The 20,972-nt window shown below is 64.7% G+C and carries 20 protein-coding genes; 13 read left to right on the top strand and 7 right to left on the bottom strand.

What is annotated here, in order from left to right; translation table 11 throughout:
- Nucleotides 1-21 precede the first annotated feature (21 nt).
- Entirely contained in the window at nt 22-1,989 is a 1,968-nt protein-coding gene (locus AC3EMP_RS16765; RefSeq protein ID WP_023705754.1) for a glycoside hydrolase family 127 protein, read from the top strand.
- Between the two features lies 1 nt (nt 1,990).
- On the opposite strand, the gene AC3EMP_RS16770 is transcribed toward AC3EMP_RS16765, so the two are convergent.
- The 3 genes from AC3EMP_RS16770 to efp form a co-directional block, all read right to left on the bottom strand.
- Nucleotides 1,991-2,791 (bottom strand): endonuclease/exonuclease/phosphatase family protein, encoded by an 801-nt coding sequence (locus tag AC3EMP_RS16770; RefSeq protein ID WP_023671569.1) that lies wholly within the window; start codon nt 2,789-2,791, stop codon nt 1,991-1,993.
- Between the two features lie 26 nt (nt 2,792-2,817).
- Nucleotides 2,818-4,278, bottom strand: a complete 1,461-nt coding sequence (locus tag AC3EMP_RS16775; protein WP_352595653.1) for a phospholipase D-like domain-containing protein — start codon at nt 4,276-4,278, stop codon at nt 2,818-2,820.
- A 71-nt stretch (nt 4,279-4,349) separates the two neighbouring features.
- Complete coding sequence (gene efp / locus AC3EMP_RS16780; protein WP_023682947.1) at nt 4,350-4,919, bottom strand: elongation factor P; 570 nt, start codon at nt 4,917-4,919, stop codon at nt 4,350-4,352.
- Between the two features lie 129 nt (nt 4,920-5,048).
- On the opposite strand from efp, the gene epmA reads away from it, so the two are divergent.
- From epmA to AC3EMP_RS16820, 8 genes are all read left to right on the top strand, one after another.
- On the top strand, nt 5,049-6,095 hold the full coding sequence (epmA, locus tag AC3EMP_RS16785) for an EF-P lysine aminoacylase EpmA (RefSeq protein WP_023700603.1): 1,047 nt from the start codon (nt 5,049-5,051) through the stop codon (nt 6,093-6,095).
- Nucleotides 6,096-6,294: 199 nt separating this feature from the next.
- On the top strand, nt 6,295-7,638 hold the full coding sequence (locus AC3EMP_RS16790; RefSeq protein ID WP_023816274.1) for a TldD/PmbA family protein: 1,344 nt from the start codon (nt 6,295-6,297) through the stop codon (nt 7,636-7,638).
- Entirely contained in the window at nt 7,625-8,431 is an 807-nt protein-coding gene (locus AC3EMP_RS16795; protein WP_023671574.1) for a 3'(2'),5'-bisphosphate nucleotidase CysQ, read from the top strand. Before AC3EMP_RS16790 ends, AC3EMP_RS16795 begins: the two co-directional genes overlap by 14 nt.
- A gap of 68 nt (nt 8,432-8,499) precedes the next feature.
- The gene (locus tag AC3EMP_RS16800) at nt 8,500-8,745 is read left to right on the top strand and encodes a DUF4170 domain-containing protein (protein WP_023671575.1); all 246 of its coding nucleotides are present in this window, start codon (nt 8,500-8,502) and stop codon (nt 8,743-8,745) included.
- A 5-nt stretch (nt 8,746-8,750) separates the two neighbouring features.
- Nucleotides 8,751-9,539, top strand: a complete 789-nt coding sequence (locus AC3EMP_RS16805; RefSeq protein ID WP_352710158.1) for a lysophospholipid acyltransferase family protein — start codon at nt 8,751-8,753, stop codon at nt 9,537-9,539.
- Nucleotides 9,536-10,852 carry a lipid IV(A) 3-deoxy-D-manno-octulosonic acid transferase gene (gene waaA / locus AC3EMP_RS16810; RefSeq protein WP_023671577.1) on the top strand — a complete coding sequence of 439 codons (1,317 nt, stop codon included), beginning with the start codon at nt 9,536-9,538 and terminating at the stop codon, nt 10,850-10,852. Before AC3EMP_RS16805 ends, waaA begins: the two co-directional genes overlap by 4 nt.
- Complete coding sequence (lpxK, locus tag AC3EMP_RS16815; protein ID WP_023671578.1) at nt 10,853-11,881, top strand: tetraacyldisaccharide 4'-kinase; 1,029 nt, start codon at nt 10,853-10,855, stop codon at nt 11,879-11,881.
- Nucleotides 11,882-11,970: 89 nt separating this feature from the next.
- A complete protein-coding gene (locus tag AC3EMP_RS16820; protein WP_352595650.1) occupies nt 11,971-12,453 on the top strand; it encodes a hypothetical protein in 483 nt (160 codons plus the stop codon).
- Nucleotides 12,454-12,513: 60 nt separating this feature from the next.
- Here AC3EMP_RS16820 and AC3EMP_RS16825 read toward each other — a convergent pair whose 3' ends face one another.
- Nucleotides 12,514-12,747, bottom strand: coding sequence for a DUF2093 domain-containing protein (locus AC3EMP_RS16825; protein ID WP_023671580.1), 234 nt, complete (start codon nt 12,745-12,747; stop codon nt 12,514-12,516).
- Between the two features lie 113 nt (nt 12,748-12,860).
- Here AC3EMP_RS16825 and AC3EMP_RS16830 point away from each other — a divergent pair, with 113 nt between their 5' ends.
- A complete protein-coding gene (locus tag AC3EMP_RS16830) occupies nt 12,861-13,466 on the top strand; it encodes a hypothetical protein (RefSeq protein WP_023671581.1) in 606 nt (201 codons plus the stop codon).
- A gap of 17 nt (nt 13,467-13,483) precedes the next feature.
- Here the strand turns inward: AC3EMP_RS16830 and AC3EMP_RS16835 are convergent, their stop codons facing one another.
- Nucleotides 13,484-14,410, bottom strand: coding sequence for a LysR family transcriptional regulator (locus tag AC3EMP_RS16835; RefSeq protein WP_023705759.1), 927 nt, complete (start codon nt 14,408-14,410; stop codon nt 13,484-13,486).
- Between the two features lie 92 nt (nt 14,411-14,502).
- On the opposite strand from AC3EMP_RS16835, the gene AC3EMP_RS16840 reads away from it, so the two are divergent.
- Both AC3EMP_RS16840 and AC3EMP_RS16845 read left to right on the top strand, forming a co-directional pair.
- The gene (locus AC3EMP_RS16840; protein WP_023671583.1) at nt 14,503-15,396 is read left to right on the top strand and encodes a DMT family transporter; all 894 of its coding nucleotides are present in this window, start codon (nt 14,503-14,505) and stop codon (nt 15,394-15,396) included.
- 110 nt (nt 15,397-15,506) lie between these two features.
- Entirely contained in the window at nt 15,507-16,268 is a 762-nt protein-coding gene (locus AC3EMP_RS16845) for a hypothetical protein (RefSeq protein WP_023702314.1), read from the top strand.
- A 25-nt stretch (nt 16,269-16,293) separates the two neighbouring features.
- On the opposite strand, the gene mutL is transcribed toward AC3EMP_RS16845, so the two are convergent.
- A complete protein-coding gene (mutL, locus tag AC3EMP_RS16850; protein WP_023702313.1) occupies nt 16,294-18,147 on the bottom strand; it encodes a DNA mismatch repair endonuclease MutL in 1,854 nt (617 codons plus the stop codon).
- Nucleotides 18,148-18,421: 274 nt separating this feature from the next.
- A complete protein-coding gene (locus tag AC3EMP_RS16855) occupies nt 18,422-19,324 on the bottom strand; it encodes a LysR substrate-binding domain-containing protein (protein ID WP_023682936.1) in 903 nt (300 codons plus the stop codon).
- A gap of 89 nt (nt 19,325-19,413) precedes the next feature.
- On the opposite strand from AC3EMP_RS16855, the gene AC3EMP_RS16860 reads away from it, so the two are divergent.
- Complete coding sequence (locus AC3EMP_RS16860; RefSeq protein ID WP_023715227.1) at nt 19,414-20,964, top strand: trimethylamine methyltransferase family protein; 1,551 nt, start codon at nt 19,414-19,416, stop codon at nt 20,962-20,964.
- Nucleotides 20,965-20,972: the final 8 nt, after the last annotated feature.

Genomic DNA, 20,972 nt, shown 5'->3' on the forward strand with positions numbered 1-20,972 from the left:
AATATCCAACGGAGTGACACGATGACCGTTCAACCATCCGCCAAGCCCGGCAAACTCGCCTTCCGCCCACTGCCGGTGCCGCAGGTCGATGTCCGCGGCTTCTGGGGCGACCGTGTCGATGCCGTGGCGTCGCGCACCGCCGACATCCTCTACGAGCGCTGCGTCGAGGCGCGCATGCTGGAGCAGATCGACCCGGACCGGCCCTCGCCGGGCGTCGTCATTCCGTTCCATTCGCCGTCGCCCGACGAGGCGGCCAGCCCCGGCTTCACCGGCTCGACGGTGACGACGCAGATGTTCTGGGACTCCGATTGGGGCAAGACCATCGAGACCGCGGCCTATTCGCTCTACCGGCGCAAGAATGCGGCACTCGAGACGAAGATCGATGCCGTCATCGACCTCTACGGCAGACTGCAGCAGGAAGACGGTTATCTCTCCAGCTGGTACCAGCGCATCCAGCCCGGCAAGCGCTGGACCAATCTGCGCGATTGCCACGAGCTCTATTGCGCCGGCCATCTGATCGAAGGCGCGGTCGCCTACTACCAGGCCACCGGCAAGCGCAAGCTGCTGGATATCATGTGCCGCTACGTCGACCATATCGCCGACACCTTCGGTCCGGAGCCGGGCAAGAAGAAGGGCTATTGCGGCCATGAGGAGATCGAGCTGGCGCTGGTCAAGCTGGCGCGGGCGACCGGCGAGCAGAAATACATGGACCTGGCCAGGTATTTCATCGACCAGCGCGGGCAGCAGCCGCATTATTTCGACGAGGAGGCGCGTGCGCGCGGCGCCGACCCGAAGGCCTATCATTTCAAGACTTATGAGTACAACCAGTCGCACAAGCCGGTGCGCGAGCAGGACAAGGTCGTCGGCCATGCGGTCAGGGCGATGTACCTCTATTCCGGCATGGCCGACATCGCCACCGAATATGGCGACGATACGCTCAGGGTAGCGCTCGACCGGCTCTGGAACGATCTCACCACCAAAAACCTCTATATCACCGGCGGCCTCGGGCCATCGGCGCACAATGAGGGCTTTACCAGCGACTACGATCTGCCCAACGAAACCGCCTATGCCGAGACCTGCGCCTCGGTCGGCCTCGTGTTCTGGGCCAGCCGCATGCTCGGCATGGGTCCCAACGCCCGCTACGCCGACATGATGGAGCGGGCACTCTACAACGGCTCGATCTCCGGCCTGTCGCTCGACGGCTCGCTGTTCTTCTACGAGAACCCGTTGGAGAGCCGGGGCAGGCACAATCGCTGGAAATGGCATCGCTGCCCCTGTTGCCCGCCCAATATCGGCCGCATGGTCGCCTCCATCGGCAGCTATTTCTACAGCCTGTCGGACGACGCGCTGGCCGTTCATCTCTACGGCGACAGCACCGCGCGCTTCGACATATCGAACCGGGCGGTCAGTCTGATTCAGACCAGCAATTATCCCTGGGATGGCGCGGTCTCGATCCGGATCGAAGCCGACGCTCCGGCGGAATTCACCTTGCACCTGCGCGTCCCGTCCTGGTGCGGCAAGGCGGCGCTCAAGATCAACGGCGCCGCGGTCGATCTGGACGGCATCACCAGCGACGGCTATGCCGCGATCCGGCGCGAGTGGCGCCAGGGCGACCGGGTCGAACTCGATCTCGAAATGTCGATCGCCCGTCTGTTCGCCAATCCGGAGGTGCGTCAGGACATCGGCCGCGTCGCACTTGCGCGCGGTCCGCTGATCTATTGCGTCGAGGAGACCGACAATGCCGGCCAGTTGCATCGGATCGCTCTGCCGCGAACGGCAAAAATCGAGGCGCATGCCGAGCCGAACCTGCTCGGCGGCATCGTCACGCTTTCGGCACTTGCCAGCAAGGAAGCTCAGGAAAACTGGGAAACCGGGCTCTATCGCACCGATCCGCCGGCGGTGAGCGAAACGAAAATCACCGCCGTCCCGTACTTTGCCTGGGACAACCGTGAACCCGGTGAGATGCTGGTCTGGCTGCGGGACGGATGAGTTACAGGCTGACAAACGCCGTCAGCGGCAAATGATCCGACGCAACCCGCGACAGCGGCGTATCATGAGCTTCCACCGACGAGACCATGCCGTGCCGGTTGGCCATGATCCGGTCGAGCGCCAGTACCGGCAGGCCTGAGGGGAAAGTCGGCACCGCCGCCGGCGTGAAACCAAAGGTGGCGTGCAGCGTCTTGAGCGCCGAGCGGTTGCCCAGCCGCCATTCGTTGAGGTCGCCGAGCAGCAAGGTCGGCCTTTCATCCTGGTTGCTCATGATGTCGAGCACGACGCGGGCCTGCTCCGAGCGCGAGCGGCGCAACAGGCCGAGATGCGCGGCGATGACGCGCAGAGTGCGCGTTTCGTCGAGGTCGATCTCGGCAACCAGCGCGCCGCGGGGCTCCAGTCCCGGAAGCTTGATCTGATGGACGTCGCGCACCGTGCCGCGCTTGAACAAAAGCACGTTGCCACGCCAGCCATGGCCCTTGCCGCTTCCGGAAACCGGCACCGGCACCAGCCCGGTTTCGTGTTCGATCCGGGCAAGATCGAGCAGCCCGGCGCGGTCGCCGAATCGGTTGTCGGCTTCCTGCAGCGCGATGACGTCGGGGCCGATCTCGCGGATGACGCGGGCGGTCCGTTCGGGGTCGAACCTGCGGTCGGTGCCGATGCATTTGTGGACGTTGTAGGAGGCGACCACCATCTGGGCCCCTTCAATGTGCTTGCGCGGCGTCGCGTTCGCCTTGCGCGCTTTCCTGCCGCGGATCGACAGGAGCACGGTTTCAGGAAGGCTGCGTCCGTTTATATCCATAGGCCTGCGTTCAATCTGTCCTGATTCTAAAGATAGGGCGATCCCAGCCATAACAACCGGTCAAAAACCCGGATGACAAATGGCCGCGCTCTTAGGGTTGCGAGTGTGACGGGTTTGGCGGAAGCGATTGCCGCTCCGATGCGCCCCTCGATCTCGGCGGCAAAGCCGGTATCCAGCACCTCCAGGTCGATTTCGAAATTCAGCCGCAGCGACCGGGCGTCGAGGTTGGAGGAGCCGACATAGGCCCACACGCCATCGACCGACAACAGCTTCGAATGGTCGAACGACCCTTCATGGCGCCAGACGCGGCAATAATGCTTCAGCACCTGGTCGTATTGCGCCGTCATGGCGCGGCCGACCAGGAAGAGATTGTTGACCGCGGGCACGACGATGTCGATCTCGACGCCGCGCCGGGCAGCCGTGACCAGCGCGCTGACAAATTCCCGGTCCGGCAGGAAATAGGGCGACATGATGCGGATCGATTTGCGGGCGACGGAAAATGCCCCCGTCAGCAATTTGTGGTTGGTTTCGATGCTGGCGTCCGGCCCCGACGCCACCGCCCGCACCAGGATCGGCTGACCGGGAGGCGGCGAGGGCTTTGCCACGTGCCAGACCTCGTCCTTGAGGGCCTCGTTGCCGGCAAAACGCCAGTCCTCGGCGGCAACCGCGAACAGGTCGGCCACGACCGGCCCCGTGACCTGGAAATGCGTATCCGCCGAGCTGGCAGTGCCAGCGAATTCAGCCGAGAACCCCTTGCGGATGTTCATGCCTCCCGTGAACGCCACCACACCGTCGACGATCAGGATTTTCCTGTGCGTCCTCAAATTCGCATAGGGAAGTCTTAGGCCCATGACGATGTTGCCGTTGAACAGATCGACGGTGACGCCGGCTTCCCGGAGTGTCCCAAGGATGCTGGGCACGGAATAGCGCACGCCGACCGCATCGATCAGCACGCGAACCGTCACACCGCGCCGGACCGCGCCGGCCAGCGATCCGACAAAACGTCGTCCGATCTCGTCATTGTCGAAGATGTAGGTCTCGAGCAGGATGCTGCGCCGTGCGCCGTCGATCGCCCCGCACATTGCCGCATAGGCTTCGTCGCCGGTCCTCAGGATGGTGATTGCATTTCCCGAAAGCAGGCCGCGCCGCGCCACCCTGTCGCCTAGCGTCTTCAGGCCGGCAAAGCGCTGGCCGAATTCGGCTGAGATGAGTGTTTCGAGCGCAATGTCGTGGTCGTGTTTGGCTGTCTCGGCTTCACCGGCGACGGGCCGCATGGCGCTGATCGTGGCGCGGCGGATGCGGTTGATGCCGGCAATGGCATAGATGATCGCGCCAAGGAATGGCGACAAGATCATCACGCCGACCCAGCCGGTGGCGGCGCGCACGTCTTCCTTGGTCATGATTGCGTGGACGATGCCGATGGCGGCCATCAGCATCGGAATGATCACAAGGATCAGAGGCCAGTAGGTCACAAAGGTCTGCCACATCGGCAGGACTATCGAGCCAGCGGCCGCAGAAGGCAATGCAACGGATCAACCAGGACGGAGGCGCTCGCGCCTCAGTCCTTCGCCCGCTCCACATAAGCGCCATCGGCCGTCATCACCACCACGCGGGTGCCCGGCGCGATGTGCGGCGGCACCAGCGTGCGCACGCCGTTGGAAAGCACGGCCGGCTTGTATGACGAGGACGCCGTCTGGCCTTTGGTCGTCGGCTCCGTCTCGACCACTTCGAAAGTAGCGCGCTGCGGCAGCACCAGGGCTATGGCGATGCCGTTGAACTGCGAAATCTGCACCGCCATGCCTTCGAGCAGGTAGGGCGCCATGTCGCCGACCACGCTTTCCGGCACCGCGACCTGATCGTAGCTTTCCGGGTTCATGAAGTGATACCCCTCGGCGTCGGCGTAGAGGAAGGTGTGCTCGCGCTCCTCGACATAGGCGCGCTCGACCTGCTCGGTGGTGCGGTAGCGCTCCGAAACCTTCACCCCGTCGGAGATGCGGCGCATGTCGAGCTGGGTGACCGGCGTACCCTTGCCAGGGTGGATGTTTTCGGCAAAGAGGATCACGTAAAGCTTGCCGTCCTTGTCGACGACATTGCCTTTACGGAGCGAACTGGCGATGACCTTCACCACGGTTTTCAATCCTAGACTTCGTTGGCCTGAAACGATCGTTCGGCGCAAATCGGCTGCGAGAGCCGTCGCCGTAGCGCATCTTGGCCCGAACCGCCAGCCCTGTCAGCAATTCCGTTGCCCGGCAAACCCATGACTGGCGCTTCGCCCTGGTGGACGCCGGATGTTCACGCCGACCGCCGGCCGCGGCTGATGGCCCGCAACGCCATAGCTGCCGCCATGCGCGGCTGGTTTGGCGAGCGCGACTTCATCGAGGTCGAGACGGCGGCATTGCAGATTTCGCCCGGCAACGAGGCGCATCTCTCAGCCTTCGCCACCGAGGCGATCGGCGCCGACGGCGCGCGCCGGCCGCTTTATCTCCACACCTCGCCGGAGTTCGCCTGCAAGAAGCTGCTGGCCGCCGGTGAGCGGCGCATCTTCAGCCTGGGCGCCGTCTGGCGCAACCGCGAGCGCGGCCCCTTGCACCATCCCGAATTCACCATGCTGGAATGGTATCGGGTCGGCGAAACCTATGACAGCCTGATGGCCGATTGCGCCGAACTGCTGAAGCTGGCAGCCGAGCGGGCCGGCGCCAAAACCTTCCGCTTTCGCGGCCGCGAGGCCGATCCGTTCGCCGAACCGGAACGCGTGAGCGTGGCGGAAGCTTTTGCGCGTTACGCCGGCATCGATCTTCTTGCCACCGTTTCTGCCGATGGCGGCACAGACCGCGCCGCACTCCATGATGCTCTGGTCAAGGCCGGCCTGCGCACGGCCGACGATGACAACTGGGCCGATTTGTTCAGCCGCGTGATGGTGGAAAAGGTCGAACCGATGCTGGGGCAGGGGCGGGCCACAATCCTCTATGGCTATCCGATCTCCGAGGCCGCCTTGGCCCGGCCGAGCGCGGAGGACCAGCGCGTGGCCGAGCGCTTCGAGCTCTATTGCTGCGGCGTCGAGCTCGCCAATGCTTTCGGCGAACTGACCGATCCGGCCGAGCAGCGCCGGCGCTTTGCCGCCGAGATGGACGAGAAGGAGCGCGTCTATGGCGAGCGCTATCCGCTGGATGAGGATTTTCTCGCCGCCCTCGCCATCATGCCGCAAGCCAGCGGCTCGGCGCTTGGCTTCGATCGGCTGGTGATGCTGGCAACGGGCGCGACGAGGATCGATGACGTGATCTGGACGCCGGTCGCCACTCCTTGACGGAAATCGGCCTCGGTTAAACTCACAAACCGGTCAAGCCGCGCGTCTGTGGCGGCCGCCGCGGATGGGCTTTGCGGGCCGCTTGGGCGCTATGCCGCAGCGGGACAATTGCCCGTGCGCCATTGCACAAGCCGCATTGGGACAATAGATGGTGCAACAGCCGCTACCGCCCGGCGCGGCTTCAGCCAGGACCATGCGCATGACCGATACACCAGAGGCAGCGAAATTGACCGACCGCGTCGCGGCACTGGTCGAGGCTGCCAAGCGGGCCGGCGCCGACGCCGCCGACGCGGTTGCCGTGCGCGGCCGCTCGATCGGCGTGTCGGTGCGGCTGGGCAAGGTCGAGAACACTGAGGCGTCCGAGGGCGACGATGTCTCGCTGCGCGTCTTCGTCGGCAACCGGGTGGCGAGCGTCTCGGCGACGGCGGCATCGGACCCCAAGGCATTGGCCGAGCGCGCCGTGGCCATGGCCAAAGTCTCGCCCGAGGACCCCTATCAGGGTCTCGCCGATCCGGCTTTGCTGGTCGGCAAGGTGCGCGACCTCGATCTGTTCGACGCCACCGAGGTTTCGGCCGATCAGTTGAAGGAAGCGGCCCTGGCCGCCGAGGAAGCGGCCCTTGCAGTCAAGGGCGTCACCAATTCGGCCGGCAGCGGCGCCAGCGCAGGCCTCGGCGGGCTGGTGCTTGCCACGTCGAACGGCTTCGTCGGCCACTATGTCGCGTCGCGCTTTTCGCGTTCGGCCAGCGTGATTGCGGGCGAAGGCACCGGCATGGAGCGCGACTACGAATACTCTTCGAACCAGCATTTTTCCGATCTGGACGCACCGGAATTGATCGGCCGCAAGGCCGGCGAGCGCGCCGTGCGCCGCCTCGGCGCCCGCAAGGCGGCGACCGGTCCGGTCAACGTGGTGTTCGATCCGCGCGTCGCGCGCGGCATTGCCGGTCATCTCGCCGGCGCCATCAACGGCGCTTCGGTGGCGCGCAAGACGAGTTTTTTGCGCGAGATGATGGGCAAGCAGGTTGCGTCGGCTGCCATCACCGTCACCGACGAGCCGCTACGGCGTCGCGGCCAGGCCTCGCGCCCGTTCGACGGCGAAGGCGTCGAGGGCGAAAAGCTGTTGATGGTCGAGAACGGCGTGCTGAAGCACTGGTTCCTGTCGACGTCCGCCGCGCGGGAATTGGGGCTGACCACCAACGGACGCGGCGCGCGCAGCGGCTCGTCGGTATCGCCGTCTTCGACCAATCTCGCCATCGAGCCGGGCGACAGGACGCCGGAAGACCTGATCAGGTCGCTGAAATCCGGCTTTTATGTCACTGAAGTGTTCGGCCAGGGCGTCGACATGGTGACCGGCGAATACAGCCGTGGCGCATCCGGCTTCTGGATCGACAATGGTGAGCTTGCCTATCCGGTGGCCGAGGTGACCATCGCCTCCAATTTGAAGACGATGTTCCTCAATATGGTTCCGGCGAGCGATCTTGACCGCGATTTCGGCACTGCCGCACCGACGCTGCTGATCGAAGGAATGACCCTTGCCGGAGCGTGACCCGGTCATATCGGCCGGGGCCTCGGAAGACCTCGATCTGCTGCGCGACGCCGCCCGCGAGGCGGGCGCGATCGCCATGCGCTATTTCGGCAAGAACCCGCAAGTGTGGATGAAAGGCGGCACCTCGCCGGTCAGCGAAGCCGACCACGCGGCGGACGCCTATCTTCGCGAGACCCTGCTGGCGGCGCGGCCGGACTATGGCTGGCTGTCGGAGGAAACGACTGACGATCCGGCACGGCTTCTGGCGCGGCGCACCTTTGTCGTCGACCCCATAGACGGCACCCGCGGCTTCCTCGAAGGTCTGCGCTCGTGGTGCGTCAGCGTCGCGGTGGTCGAGAATGGCCGCACGCTCACCGGTGTGCTCGAATGTCCGGCCAAGGGCGAAACCTATTGGGCGCTGCCTGGCCATGGAGCTTTCCGCAACGGCAAGCCGATTGCCGTGCGCGGCCTGGGTAAGACGGTCGAGATCGGCGGGCTGAAGCAGTTGATCGACCTGATGCCGGCGCAATGGCAAAGCCGGGTGCGGCGCGCGGCGCACATTCCCTCTCTCGCCTACCGGCTGGCGATGGTCGCCAACGGCACGCTCGACGCAACCTTCGTCAAGCCCAACGCGCATGACTGGGATATCGCCGCCGCCGATCTCATCTTGCGCGAGGCTGGCGGCGCCGTGCTCGACGGCCATGGCCGCGCGCCGCTTTATGCCGGGGAGATCATCCGTCACGGCGCGCTGGTCGCCGGCAGCGGGCAGCTGCTGACCGTGCTTGCCGGCGTCATTGCCGATACGGAAGCGTGATCGAAGGTTCCAAAGTCGGCAGCTTTGGGCTAGACCTGTCGCAAACTCACAATATGTGAAGGACCGAAATGGCCGCGGAAGACGGAAAGAAACAGCTTTTGCACCTGGTGTTCGGCGGCGAGCTGAAGCAACTGGGAGGCACCGAGTTCCGCGATCTCGACGCGCTCGACATCGTTGGCGTCTATCCGGACTATCAAACCGCGCACACCGCGTGGAAGGCCAAGGCGCAAGCCAGCGTGGACAATGCCCATATGCGCTATTTCGTCGTCCATCTGCACCGGCTGCTCGACCCTGAAAGCAAGGCCGCCGGTTGACAGTGATGGAGCATGAAGCGGTGAAAGGGCAGCCCACCGGCGCCGCGGTCCGAAGAAGACGCGGCGGCAGTTCGAAGACGTTCTGGCGCAAGATCCGCGAGCCGTTGGCGCAGTCGCGAATCGTCAAGAGCATCATCGTCAGCCTGCTCGCCCAGTTCGTCCGCCTGGTGCGCCTGACCAACCTCGTGGTCGAAGGCTCGGCTAAATTTTCAGGCGGCGACTACGCCGAATTCGAACCCGGCATCATCGCGCTCTGGCATGGCCAGCATCTGCTGACCCCAGCCTATTATCCCAAGGGACGGCCGCTGGTCGCCATGGTCTCGCGCAGCGCCGACGCCGAACTCAACGCGCTGATGATCGAAAAATTCGGCATCGAGGCGGTGCGCGGCTCCGGCGGGCGTGAAAGCACGAAGCATCTCGACAAGGGCGGCGCCAAGGCGCTCATCGCCCTGAAAAAGTCACTCGTCGCCGGCAAGAACGTCGCCATGATCGCCGACATTCCCCACGGCACGCCGCGCGACGCGGGGCTTGGTATCGTTCTGCTGGCACGCCTTTCCGGCCGGCCGATCATGCCTGCCGCCATCGCCACCAGCCGCCGCAAGGTGCTGGAAAGAAGCTGGGACAAGACCACCATCAACCTGCCGTTCGGCCGCTCCTCGATCGTCATCGGAACGCCGGTTTTCGTGCCGGCCAATGCCGACGAGGCCGAAATGGAGCGCAAGCGCCAGGAAGTCACGGCCGCGCTCAATGCCGCGACCGCCGAGGCCTATCGGCTCGTGGACGGCAGGCCATGAGCGTCGGCTGGGCGCGCGCCTTCCTGGCGGCGTACCGCCTTGCCGGTGCCGCCGCCTATCCGCTGATGGGTCCCTATGTCGCCTGGCGCACATCGCAGGGCAAGGAAGACCGCAGCCGCAGCCGTGAGCGCTACGGCGTTGCCGGGCGGCCGCGCCCTGAAGGGCCGGTGATCTGGATCCATGCGGCAAGCGTCGGCGAGACCCTTGCGGTCGTGCCGCTGGTGCAAAGCATCCTCGACTACGGTGTCAACATCGTGCTGACGACGGGCACCGTCACTTCGGCGCAGGTTGCCGACGAACGGCTGGGCGACCGCATCATCCACCAATATGTTCCGCTCGACCTGAAGCCGGCCGTCAGCCGCTTTCTCGATCACTGGCGGCCGGACCTGGCGATCATCGCCGAATCCGAGATATGGCCGATGACCATCCTCGAGCTCGGCGCCCGACACGTGCCGCAGGTGCTGGTCAACGGCCGGCTGTCCGACCGTTCGTTCAAATCCTGGAAGAAGCGCGCCAACATCGCCGAGGCGCTGTTCGAGAACCTCGCACATGTCGTTGCCCAGTCGGATGTCGACGGCGAACGGTTTCGCGCGCTTGGCGCCCGGCCGGTCACCGTGTCCGGCAACCTCAAGGTCGACACCTTGCCGCCGCCCGTCGACGAACGGGCGCTGGCGACGCTGAAGCGCCAGATCGCCGGCCGCCCGACCTGGGCGGCAATTTCGACCCATGACGGCGAGGAGGTGGTCGCGGCGGAAGTCCACGCCACGCTCTACAAGCGCCACCATGGCCTGCTGACAATCATCGTCCCGCGCCATCCCGACCGCGCCGAAGCGCTGGCAGCACAGATTTCCGGCATGGGCCTGAAGCTGGCGCGGCGCAGCAAGGGGGACCGGATCACCGCCGACACCGATATCCTCCTTGGCGATACGATCGGCGAGATGGGGCTTTATCTCCGGCTGACGGAAATCGCCTTTGTCGGCCGCTCGCTGACCTCGGAAGGCGGCCAGAATCCGCTGGAGCCGGCCATGCTCGACACCGCTGTGCTGGCCGGCCGCAACGTCCAGAATTTTCGCGAGGCCTATCAGCGCCTGCTCGACAGTGGCGGCGCCAAGCTGGTGCGCGACCGCGACATGCTGGCCGGCGCCGTCAATTTCCTGCTGAGCAATGAAGTTGCGCGCCATGAGATGATGGCGGCCGGTGCCGCCACAGTCGACCAGATGCGCGGTGCGCTGGCGCACACGCTGAAGTCGCTCGAGCCTTATATCCAGCCATTGATCGTCAAGTCGCGCCTGAAGGGCGCCGACGGGCGATAGGTGGCGTCGGAAGCACCACCTTTCTGGTGGGAAGCGCCGGACTGGCGGGTCTTTGCGCTGTCGCCGCTATCAGCGGTCTATGGCATGGTCGCCGGCCGCCATATGCATCGGGCGATACGTCAAAAGATCGACGCGCCAGTGCTTTGCGTCGGCAACTTCACCGTCGGCGGCAGCGGCAAGACGCCGGTCGCCATCGCGCTGGCCAAGCAGGCCAGGCGCATGCAGCTCAATCCCGGATTCCTGTCGCGCGGCCATGGCGGCTCGTTTGCGCAGCCGCATGTCGTCGATGCCAGTCACGACGCCGCCAAGCATGTCGGCGACGAGCCGCTGCTTCTGGCCGAGCACGCGCCGGTCGCGGTAAGCCCGAACCGCGCCGCCGGCGCCAAGCTGCTCATGGAAGCCCATGGCTGCGATTTCCTGATCATGGATGACGGTTTTCAGAGCGCGCGCATCCATATTGATTATGCGCTGGTCGTCGTCGACGCCCGCTACGGCATCGGCAATGGCCGCGTCATTCCGGGTGGGCCGCTGCGCGCCAACGTCGTCGACCAACTGGTGTTCACCGATGGGCTGTTGAAGATGGGCGAGGGCACCGCCGCCGACCAGGTCGTGCGCCAGGCGGCGCGCGCCGGCCGGCCGATCTTCGAGGCGCATGCTGAACCGGGCGGCAAGGAGCGGTTCGCCGGCCGGCGGTTCCTCGCCTTTGCCGGCATCGGCCATCCCGAAAAATTCTTCGAGACGCTGCGCGGCACGGGCGCGGAAGTGGCGCTGAGCCGGTCGTTTCCGGACCATCATTTTTATGCCCCCGACGAACTCGCCGAACTGGCGGCAACCGCGCGCCGTGAGGGACTGGGCCTCGTGACCACCGCCAAGGACGCAGCCCGGCTGCGCCATGGCGCAGCCTCGGCTGAATTCCTTGGTCAACTCGACGTGCTGGAGATAGACGCCACGTTCGAACTCGACAATGTGCCGGAGCGGATCATCGATGAGACGCTGGATGCCTGGAGACAGCGCCGGCTGCGAGGGTAGGGCGCTCCCGCGTTGACACAGGATATTTCTCGCCGCTTATCACAATTATAAGTCAGACCGGCTTCAGCGCGGGGGGTGGAATGGTTAGGTTGCGGGCACTCTTTGTGGGCTTTGTTCTTGTGGCGATGGCGAACCCATCTTCGGCGCAGGCACCCACCGCGACCGACAGCGAATTTCTGGTCTCGGTCACCGAAGCGGACGGTGCTACCCACGTTCGGCCCTCAAACATTGTACCGCTTATCCCCGATAGCGCCTGCTTTGAATGGCGCGTACGTCTGGCGCAAGGCGACAGACTGGTATCGGTCACCGAGGTGTTCGCGCTTCCCGCGGAGCCCAGGCAGTGGGGTGGTATCGACGGAAACGAATACAGCTTGAGCAAGCTATCGGGCGATCGAAGGGTCTTCGAGACCACCATGTTCTACAAACCGCAGGACGGATGGATCTCGCATGGGTGGTGCATGGCCGAGGGTGATCCGATCGGGCCGTATTCCATCAAAGTGCTTGTCGGAGATCGGCTTGTTCATAAATTCGACTTTTCGGTCGAAAACGCGCCGGCATCCTCAAAGCCATAGTCCTGCAGGCGTTCCAGGAAAATCAGATCGACGGTGAGCCTTGCTTTCCGGTGTGCCGATCTAGCCCCGGCTGCGCAGGTCCGGATGCGTTTCGATCTCGCGGCGCAGCGAGGCGGCGGCGCTGACATAGGGCTCCTGCCTGGCGACGCTCCAATATTTGAGCTCGTCCAGCGGAATGCTCTCACCGGTCACAGCGCAGCGCACGAATGCGCCGGGGCTGGTGACCTGGAAGTCGCCGTCGAGATAGCGGATCCGGGCTTCCTTGCCGCCAGGGCCTTCGAAGCGGTTCATCATGGGGTGGTGCCAGAGTTCATGCTGATTTCATCGCCATAAATTGCCGGCAAGGTCAAGCTTGACGCAATGCTGAGGCGCTATTGTCGGCTCCAAACCATTCTTATGGGACCGGCATGGACATTTCATCCGCCCGCCTGACTGCGCTGCTGCGCGAGGCCATGATATTGGCAGCGGTGCCGTCGGCGAAGGCCGATCCGGCGAAAGCAGCACTTATAAAGGCGCTGGTGCAGCCGCCGACGCCATCCGGTGCGCCTTTGCAGCCGGCAGCGGCGCCGGCGCTGCAGGCGCTGTTGTCCGCAGCCGTCGCAAAGGGGCAGCAGACGGGTTCAGCCGAGATCCTGCAGGCCTATCTGGCGCTTGCCGAACCGGGTGACGCGGCGCCCGACGATTTCGGGCCGACAACGGCTGCGACAGGCAAGGCGACGCCAGCCAACGACGATGCACAGCGCGGTCTGCCGGTGCCGCCGGCCAGGGCCGATGATGGCGCTGCCGCAAAGCCGGCAGGACTGCCCTGGTTTGCGCTTCTCGCACCGGGGGTTTCGCCGCCGCGCCGCGCCTCCGCCACCGACGCGGCGGCGAAGCGGGGGCAGGCGATGTCTGGGTCGAATGACACGGTCCAGCCCGAAGGCCGGCAGCAGATGCGTGTCGGCCTGATGGCGCTGGCAGCCGGGTTTCTGGCCGTCGCCATTGTCGGGCTCGCCTTGCTGGTGCTTGGCTGAGCACCGAACGATCGCCGCTATCGCTCGGCTTCGAGGAAAGCTTCCATCTTGTCCATCGCCAGCCCCGCCTCGACAGCGATACGGCGTGAAAGTTCGGCGGCAGCCGTACGCGGCCGCCCCAGCGGCCGGTCCAGCCAGTACGACACCGGGTTCAGCGCCGTGCGCTCGTCGACGGCGACGATGCGGCCTGCCTCCAACTGGTGTCCGGTCAGCGGCGGCCGCGCCAGCGCGATGCCGAGCCCGTAAGCTGCGGCGTCGAGCACCAGATTGTAGTCCTCGAAGCGGCGATCCTGCGGGCGCGGGCGGTAGTCCATCCCTTGCGCGGCAAACCAGGCACGCCAACCCGAAGCGTCGGAATCGTTGATCAGTGGAAACCTCAGCAGCCGGGCCGGGTCGCCGCGGCCGATCTCGCGGGCAAGGCCGGGCGCGGCGACGGGAAAGACATGTTCCTCGAACAGCTTCACCGAGATGCGGCCCGGAATGCCCCCGCGGCCGCAGCGGACCGACAGGTCGATGCCTTCATCGGCAAGGTCGCCCTGGCGGATGTCGACGTCGAGCACGATGCGCAGCTTGGTTGGATTGTTCTCCAGCGCCGCCATGCGTGGCATCAGCCACAGCCCGCTGACGGAGGGTATCGAGGTCAGCCGCACCACGGCGGTGCCGCGCGGCTCGACCCAGCGGTCGGAATGGCTGGAGATCAGCGCAAAGGCTTCCGCCGTGCGCAGATGCAGGCGGTTGCCCTCGATGGTCAGCGAGACGCCGCGCGCGCCGCGGTCGAACACTTTCAAGCCCAGCCAGTCCTCCAGCTTGGCGATCTGCCGGCTGACGGCGCCGTGGGTGATGTTGAGCTTCTCGGCCGCGGCCGAAAAGCTCCCCGTTCGCGCCGCCGCATCGAAGGCGCGCAGGGTCTCGAGCGGCACCATTGTGTCTGAGCTGTGATCCATAGTCACAGGTGATCCTCGATTTGATCGTTTGTCAACGGCGCCGAAAAGGCGCTTTCTGCCTTTCAACACTCTGGGAACCCGAGGACAGGCAGATGAGCGCAACGACCAGCACGTCGAATCCGACACAGCGGATGGACACCACGGCGGCCATCGCCGTGGCCTTGACGGTGGTCGGCTGGGCCTCGGCCTTTCCCGCGATCCGTGCCGGCCTCGCCGCTTTCGGGCCGCTGGAACTCGGTGCGTTGCGCTTTGCCATTGCCGCGGTGCCGGCGGCGATCTTTCTTGCCGTCAAGCGCCCGGCGCTGCCGAGGCTCGACGAAGTGTGGCGCCTGGTCTTTGGCGGCGCCATCTTCGTCGCGCTCTACACTGTCATGCTCAATTTCGGCGAATTGACGGTTTCGGCGGGTGCCGCCGGTTTCATCATCAATGTCAGCCCGATCTTCACCGCCATCATGGCAATGGCATTGCTCGGCGAGCGCTTCTCAAGCTGGGCCTGGTTCGGCACGGCGATTTCTTTCGCCGGCATCGGCATCATCGCTGTGGCTGACGGCAATGGCTTGAGTTTCGACACCGGCGCGCTGCTGGTTCTTGGCTCCGCGCTGTGCTCGGCCGTCAACACGATCGTCCAGAAGCCGCTCTTTGCCCGCCATCACCCGCTGACCATTTCGGCCTCGAACATGATTCTTGGCGCTCTTTGCCTGGCACCCTTTCTGCCGAGCGGCTTTGCGCAGGCCGCGGTCGCCAACACGGCCGGTATCGGCGCCGTGATCTTTCTTGGCATCGTGCCCAGCCTGATCGCCTATGCCGCCTGGGCAACCGCACTGTCGCGTCTTCCGGCAGCGCGCGCGTCGAACTTCCTCTATCTGGTCTCGCCCATGTCAGCCCTGATCGGCTTCTTCTGGCTGGGCGAAGTGCCGACGCTACTTGGTATCCTCGGCGGCGCACTGGCGCTGGGCGGCGTGATCGTGGTGAATTTAAAGCGTTAAAACAAATGATTTGAGCTGTTTTCGGACTCAAACCGGGAACCGCATTCCATCAGAATGCAGACACCCAGAGGAAGGACAGCTGTGGTATGCTGCCTTCACTGGGGGACGGAATGGGAAGACTGTTCATATCGGCAATTTTTTGCGTTTTGCTGCTGACCGGGAAAGCCGCTGCGGGCTGGTATCAGGTCGAAAACTACGAAGGCTCCATCGGACCTAACCCCGTCCACCTATCGCTGCAGAGATATGACAGTTTCGGCAGCGGGATTACGGTCGAGGGGAGCTATTTCTACGACGCGAAGCAAAGCCCGATAGCGGTGTACGGCAAGATCAGTGGCACCAGCCTCTTCCTTTGCGAGATTGCGGACGACAGGGAGTTCGACAGGTTGCTGGTCATGGGATCGAAAACGCCCGTTGGCACCGCCGGATGTCCGTTTTCTCTTGACCTTGGCGAAAGCGGCGCAACAGGGACTTGGAGCAAGGGCTCGGACAAGTTCCCGATCACGCTGAAGAAGGTCGCAAGCCTCGACGATACCGGTGAGGCGAAGGTTGACGGCGCCGTCGAGATTCCCTTCTGGGCGCAGACAGCAACCCACAGATTTGCCGGGGTCTACGAGAAAGCGGGCTTTCTCGTCTGCATGAATAAGCTGCGGGTCATCGATAAGAAGAAAAAGAAGGTCGTTCAGGAGATCGCTTTCGATGACGACGATTGCGATGCCGGCATGCTGATGACTCCCATCTACATGAATGTTCAAAAACAGGTTGGGAGAAGCTTCGAGATAATCTCCGTGAATTTTCGCGGCGGTAGCGCCGGTTACTCAAGGGATTACGTTTTCTCTCATAGGTTCAAGGATTATCGCCTGTTGGTGAATTGAGCGTGTGCCCTGACCTGGCTTGTGCTCACCGCCGCCCAAACAGCCGCTCTATATCGGCGAGCTTGAGTTCGATATAGGTCGGGCGGCCGTGGTTGCAGGTGCCGGAGCCCGGCGTTGCTTCCATCTGGCGCAGCAGCGCGTTCATCTCCTCAGGCTTGAGCAGGCGGCCGGAGCGGACCGAGCCGTGGCAGGCCATAGTCGCGGCGATCTTGTCCAGTCGTTCCTTCAGCGTCTCGATCGTGTCGTTGTCGGCGATCTCGTCGGCAAGATCACGCACCAATTGCTGGACATTGGTTTCGCCGAGCATCGACGGCGTCTCGCGCACCGCCACCGCGCCGGGACCGAAACGCTCAATGCCGAGGCCGAACCGGGCCAGCGTTTCGGAATGCATGGCCAGCCGCTCGGCGTCCTCCTCCGGCAGGTCGACGATCTCCGGCAGAAGCAGCATCTGCGAGGGCACCGCGCGCGAGTGCAGGGCATTCTTCAGCGCCTCGTAGACCAGCCGCTCATGCGCCGCGTGCTGGTCGACGATGACAAGCGAATCCCTGGTCTGGGCGACGATGTAGTTCTCGTGGACCTGCGCGCGGGCGGCGCCCAGCGCGGTGCCGAGCAGCGTCTCGGCCGGCTCGGCTAAGCCGGCACGCGCATCGGCGCTGGCGAGCGGACCGGCGTCGAATGCAGCCTGGTCGTTTTCGCGGAAGCCGGCGCCGTCAAATCCCATATCCAGCGGCCGCTGTGGCGAGCGGTCAAAGCCCGAAAAGCCCGAGGCCCGGTAGGCCGCGTCATAACTGCGATGACCGTTGGCAGGACCCGCATGGGCGTAGGAGGCGGCTCCCGGCCGGAACGCCGCCACCATCCCGGCGGCCCCGCTGGTGGCGGCGCGGATGCCGGCATTGGCCAGCACCTCGCGGATGGCGCCGACGATCAGCCCGCGCACCAGGCCGGGATCGCGGAAGCGAACATCGGCCTTGGCTGGGTGGACATTGACGTCGACGGTCGCCGGATCAAGCGTCAGGAACAGCACCGTGACAGCATGCCGGTCGCGCGGCAGCACGTCGGCGAAGGCGCCGCGAATGGCGCCGGCGATCAGCTTGTCGCGCACCGGACGGCCGTTGACATAGGCATATTGCTGCAGCGCGTTGGCGCGGGTGAAGGACGGGATCGAGACGTGGCCGGTCAAGTGCACGCCGTCCCGGCTGGCGTCGATAGCGATGGAATTGTCGGGAAACTCGGCGCCCATGACTTGCGCGACGCGGCGCAGGCTGCCTTCCGCCGTGTCGTCGGTTGCCGGCAATTCCAGCGTCGAGCGGTCGGAGCCGGCGAGCGTAAAGCGCACGGCAGGGAAGGCGATGGCGATGCGCTTGACCACGTCGCTGGTGGCGGAGCTTTCGGCGCGCTCGCCCTTCATGAATTTGAGCCGCGCCGGCGTGGCGAAGAACAGGTCGCGCACCTCGACCGTGGTGCCGCGGTTGGCCGCCGCCGGTTTGACCGCCGAAACGCGGCCGCCTTCGATGGCGATCTCGGCTGCAGCGTCGCCTGCGGCCGTGCGCGAGCGAACCGACAGTCGCGACACCGAACCAATTGACGGCAATGCCTCGCCACGGAACCCGAGCGAGCGGATATCATGAATGTTGTCGGCAAGTTTCGAGGTGCAGTGGCGCGCAATGGCCAGCGCCAGTTCCTGTTCGGGGATACCGGAGCCGTCATCGGTGACGCGGATCAGGTTCAGCCCGCCGCCGGCAGTGACGACCTCGACGCGGGAGGCGCCGGCGTCGAGCGCGTTTTCGACCAGTTCCTTCACCACGCTCGCCGGACGCTCGATGACTTCGCCGGCGGCGATCTGGTTGATCATCGTTTCGGAAAGCTGGCGAATGGGCATGGGGGTATTATAGGCGGATTCGAAGGGTGTGCGGAAGGCTTCAATGAATGCCGGACATTGGAGACGCCAGCGGGACAGCACCCCCCTCTGGCCTGCCGGCCATCTCCCCCGCAAGGAGGGAGATCAGATGTCACGACGGCTTTCGCCAATCTTCAATGCTTGAAGGGTGACGCGACATATGAACTGCCAATCTCCCCCCTTGCGGGGGAGATGTCCGGCAGGACAGAGGGGGGTGTGAAGGAACTCCGCGATAGTGACTACGCTGCAACCGATTTCAAGCCTGCGCCGCCAGCCAGTCCCTGACTTTCCGCGCATTCTCGCTCAACTCCCGGTTCTTCGGCCAAACCACGTAGAACGCCTTGCCGGTTCTCAGCACATGGTCGGTCACCGGCACCAGCAGCCCCGACGCCAGGAGCCGTTCGGCCAGATGCCGCCAGCCAAGCGCGATGCCCTGGCCCTCCATGACGCCCTGGATCACGAGGCCGTAATCGTTGATGCGCAGGCCGCGGGCGGTGTTGTCGAGGCTGCCGCCCGCCGACTGGAACCATTCGTCCCAGCTAGCCGCCTCGCGGTAGGGCTCCTCGAGGTGGATCAGGCGATGCGTCGCCAGCTCCGCGACGCTCCTTGGCATGCCGAATTTCGCGAGATAGCTGGCGCCAACCACCGGAAAAATCTCCTCGTCGGCCAGCGGCAGCGAATGATAATCGGCCCAGTCCCGCGGTTCGCCGCCGCGAACGGCGAGCGGGATGCCCTCGGCGATGATGTCGAGATCGCGGTCGGCGGTCTGGATGCGCAAGTCGATGCCCGGCAGTTCGTCGCGGAACTGCTGCAGCCGCGGCATCATCCAGAACGAGCCGAAGGCGGTCGACGCCGCCAGCGTGACATGACCGCCGGTCGCCTGCAGGCGCAGATCCTCCGCCGATTTGCGGATATGCGACAGGCCGAGCGAGACGTCGGCATGGAAGCGTTCGCCCGCTTCTGTCAGGACGACCTGGCGGTGGCGGCGCTGGAACAACTGCGCGCCAAGCTGTTCCTCCAACCCGCGCACCGCATAGGAGACGGCGGCCTGCGTCATGCCGAGCTCGCGCCCGGCGGCGGTGAAGCTCGACAGCCGGCCCGCCGCCTCGAAGACGATCAGGCTGCCGGCCGAGGGTAGGAGATGGCGCAGGCTTCGCATAAGCTGAGCTTATACAAGAGATCAGGATTTTCCAGCATCACATCCATATTTCCTCTCGCTAACTTGGTTGGACGGAATGAGGAGGCTCCATGAACGCACCGGCCGCTGAACTGACCGAGCAAACCCACCGCCGCGGCGGCGGTCGCCTCGGACGCAAGGCGCTGAGGAGCGCCCCCGTCACCTCGTTCCCAACGCTGGTCCGCGAGATCCCCACCTACCAGATGGTCCCGGACGAGGCGGTGGAACTGATCCACCAGGAGTCACTCGCCATCCTCGAAGAGGTCGGTTGCGAGTTCCGCGACGACGAGGCGATCGCCATGTGGAAGGCGGCGGGCGCCGACGTGTCCGAGACACGCGTCCGCATCGACCGCGGCCTCCTGATGGAACTGGTCGCGAAGGTTCCATCCGAGTTCACTCTCAATGCGCGCAATCCCGAGCGCACCGTGCGCGTCGGCGGCAAGAACTCCATCTTCGCGCCGATGTATGGCGCGCCTTACGTGCGTGACCTCGATAACAACCGGCGCTATGGCACGCTTGAAGACCTCAACAATTTTCACAAGCTCGCCTACATGGCCCCGGCGCTGCATTCGTCGAGTTCGATCATCTGCGAGCCGATGGAGATCGCGGTGCCGAAACGGCATCTCCACATCATCCATTCGGCGCTGAAGCATTCCGACAAGCCGTTCATGGGCATCGTTACTTCCAAAGATCGGGCCGAAGACACGATGGCGATGGCGGGCATCGTCTTTGGCGAAGATTTCGTTCGCGACAACCCGGTGCTGGTGTCGATTACCAACTGCAACTCGCCGCTGGTATGGGACGCCACCATGCTGGACGCGATGAAGGTCTATGCCCGCAGCAATCAGCCGCTGATCCTGGCGCCCTTCGCGCTGTGCGGCGCATCGACTTCGGCCTCGGCCGTCGGCGCGGTGGCGCAGGTCAATGCCGAAGCACTGGCCGGCGTCGCTTTCACCCAACTGCTGCGCCCGGGTTCGCCGCAAATCTACGGCCAGTTCATGGTGACGGTCGACATGAAGACCGGCGCGCCGATGGGCGGCACGCCGGAAGCCGCCCAGATGATGTATCTGATGGGCGCGCTGGCGCGGAAATACAAACTGCCCTGGCGAACCTCCGGCTTCCATGTCGGCTCCAAGCTCAACGACGCCCAGGCCGGCTATGAATCCAACATGCTGATGCATGCCGCCATCCTCGCCGGCGCCAATTATATCTGGCACTCCGCCGGCTGGTTGGAGGCCGGGCTGACATGCGGCTATTCGAAATTCGCCACCGACTGCGAGCAGCTTGTCGGCTGGTATAAATATGCCGGCGGCCTGCCGTTCGACGATTTCAAGGAGGCCATGGCGGCGATCCGCGAAGTCGGGCCGCAGGGCCATTTCCTCGGCACCCAGCACACGCTCGATCATTACGAGTCGGCATTCTTCATGCCCACCATCATGGATTTCAACTCCTACGAACAATGGAAGGCCGGAGGGGCGAAGGACCACGACACGCGCGGCCGCGAGAAAGCCCGCAACATGCTGGCCGACTATGAAGAGCCGAAACTCGATGAGGGCATTGCCGAGGGCCTCAGGGACTTTATCGCGCAGCGCGAAGAGAGGCTGCCCGACAGCGTTAGCTAAGAGAACGA

This window comes from Mesorhizobium sp. P160219 (genome assembly GCF_057786095.1).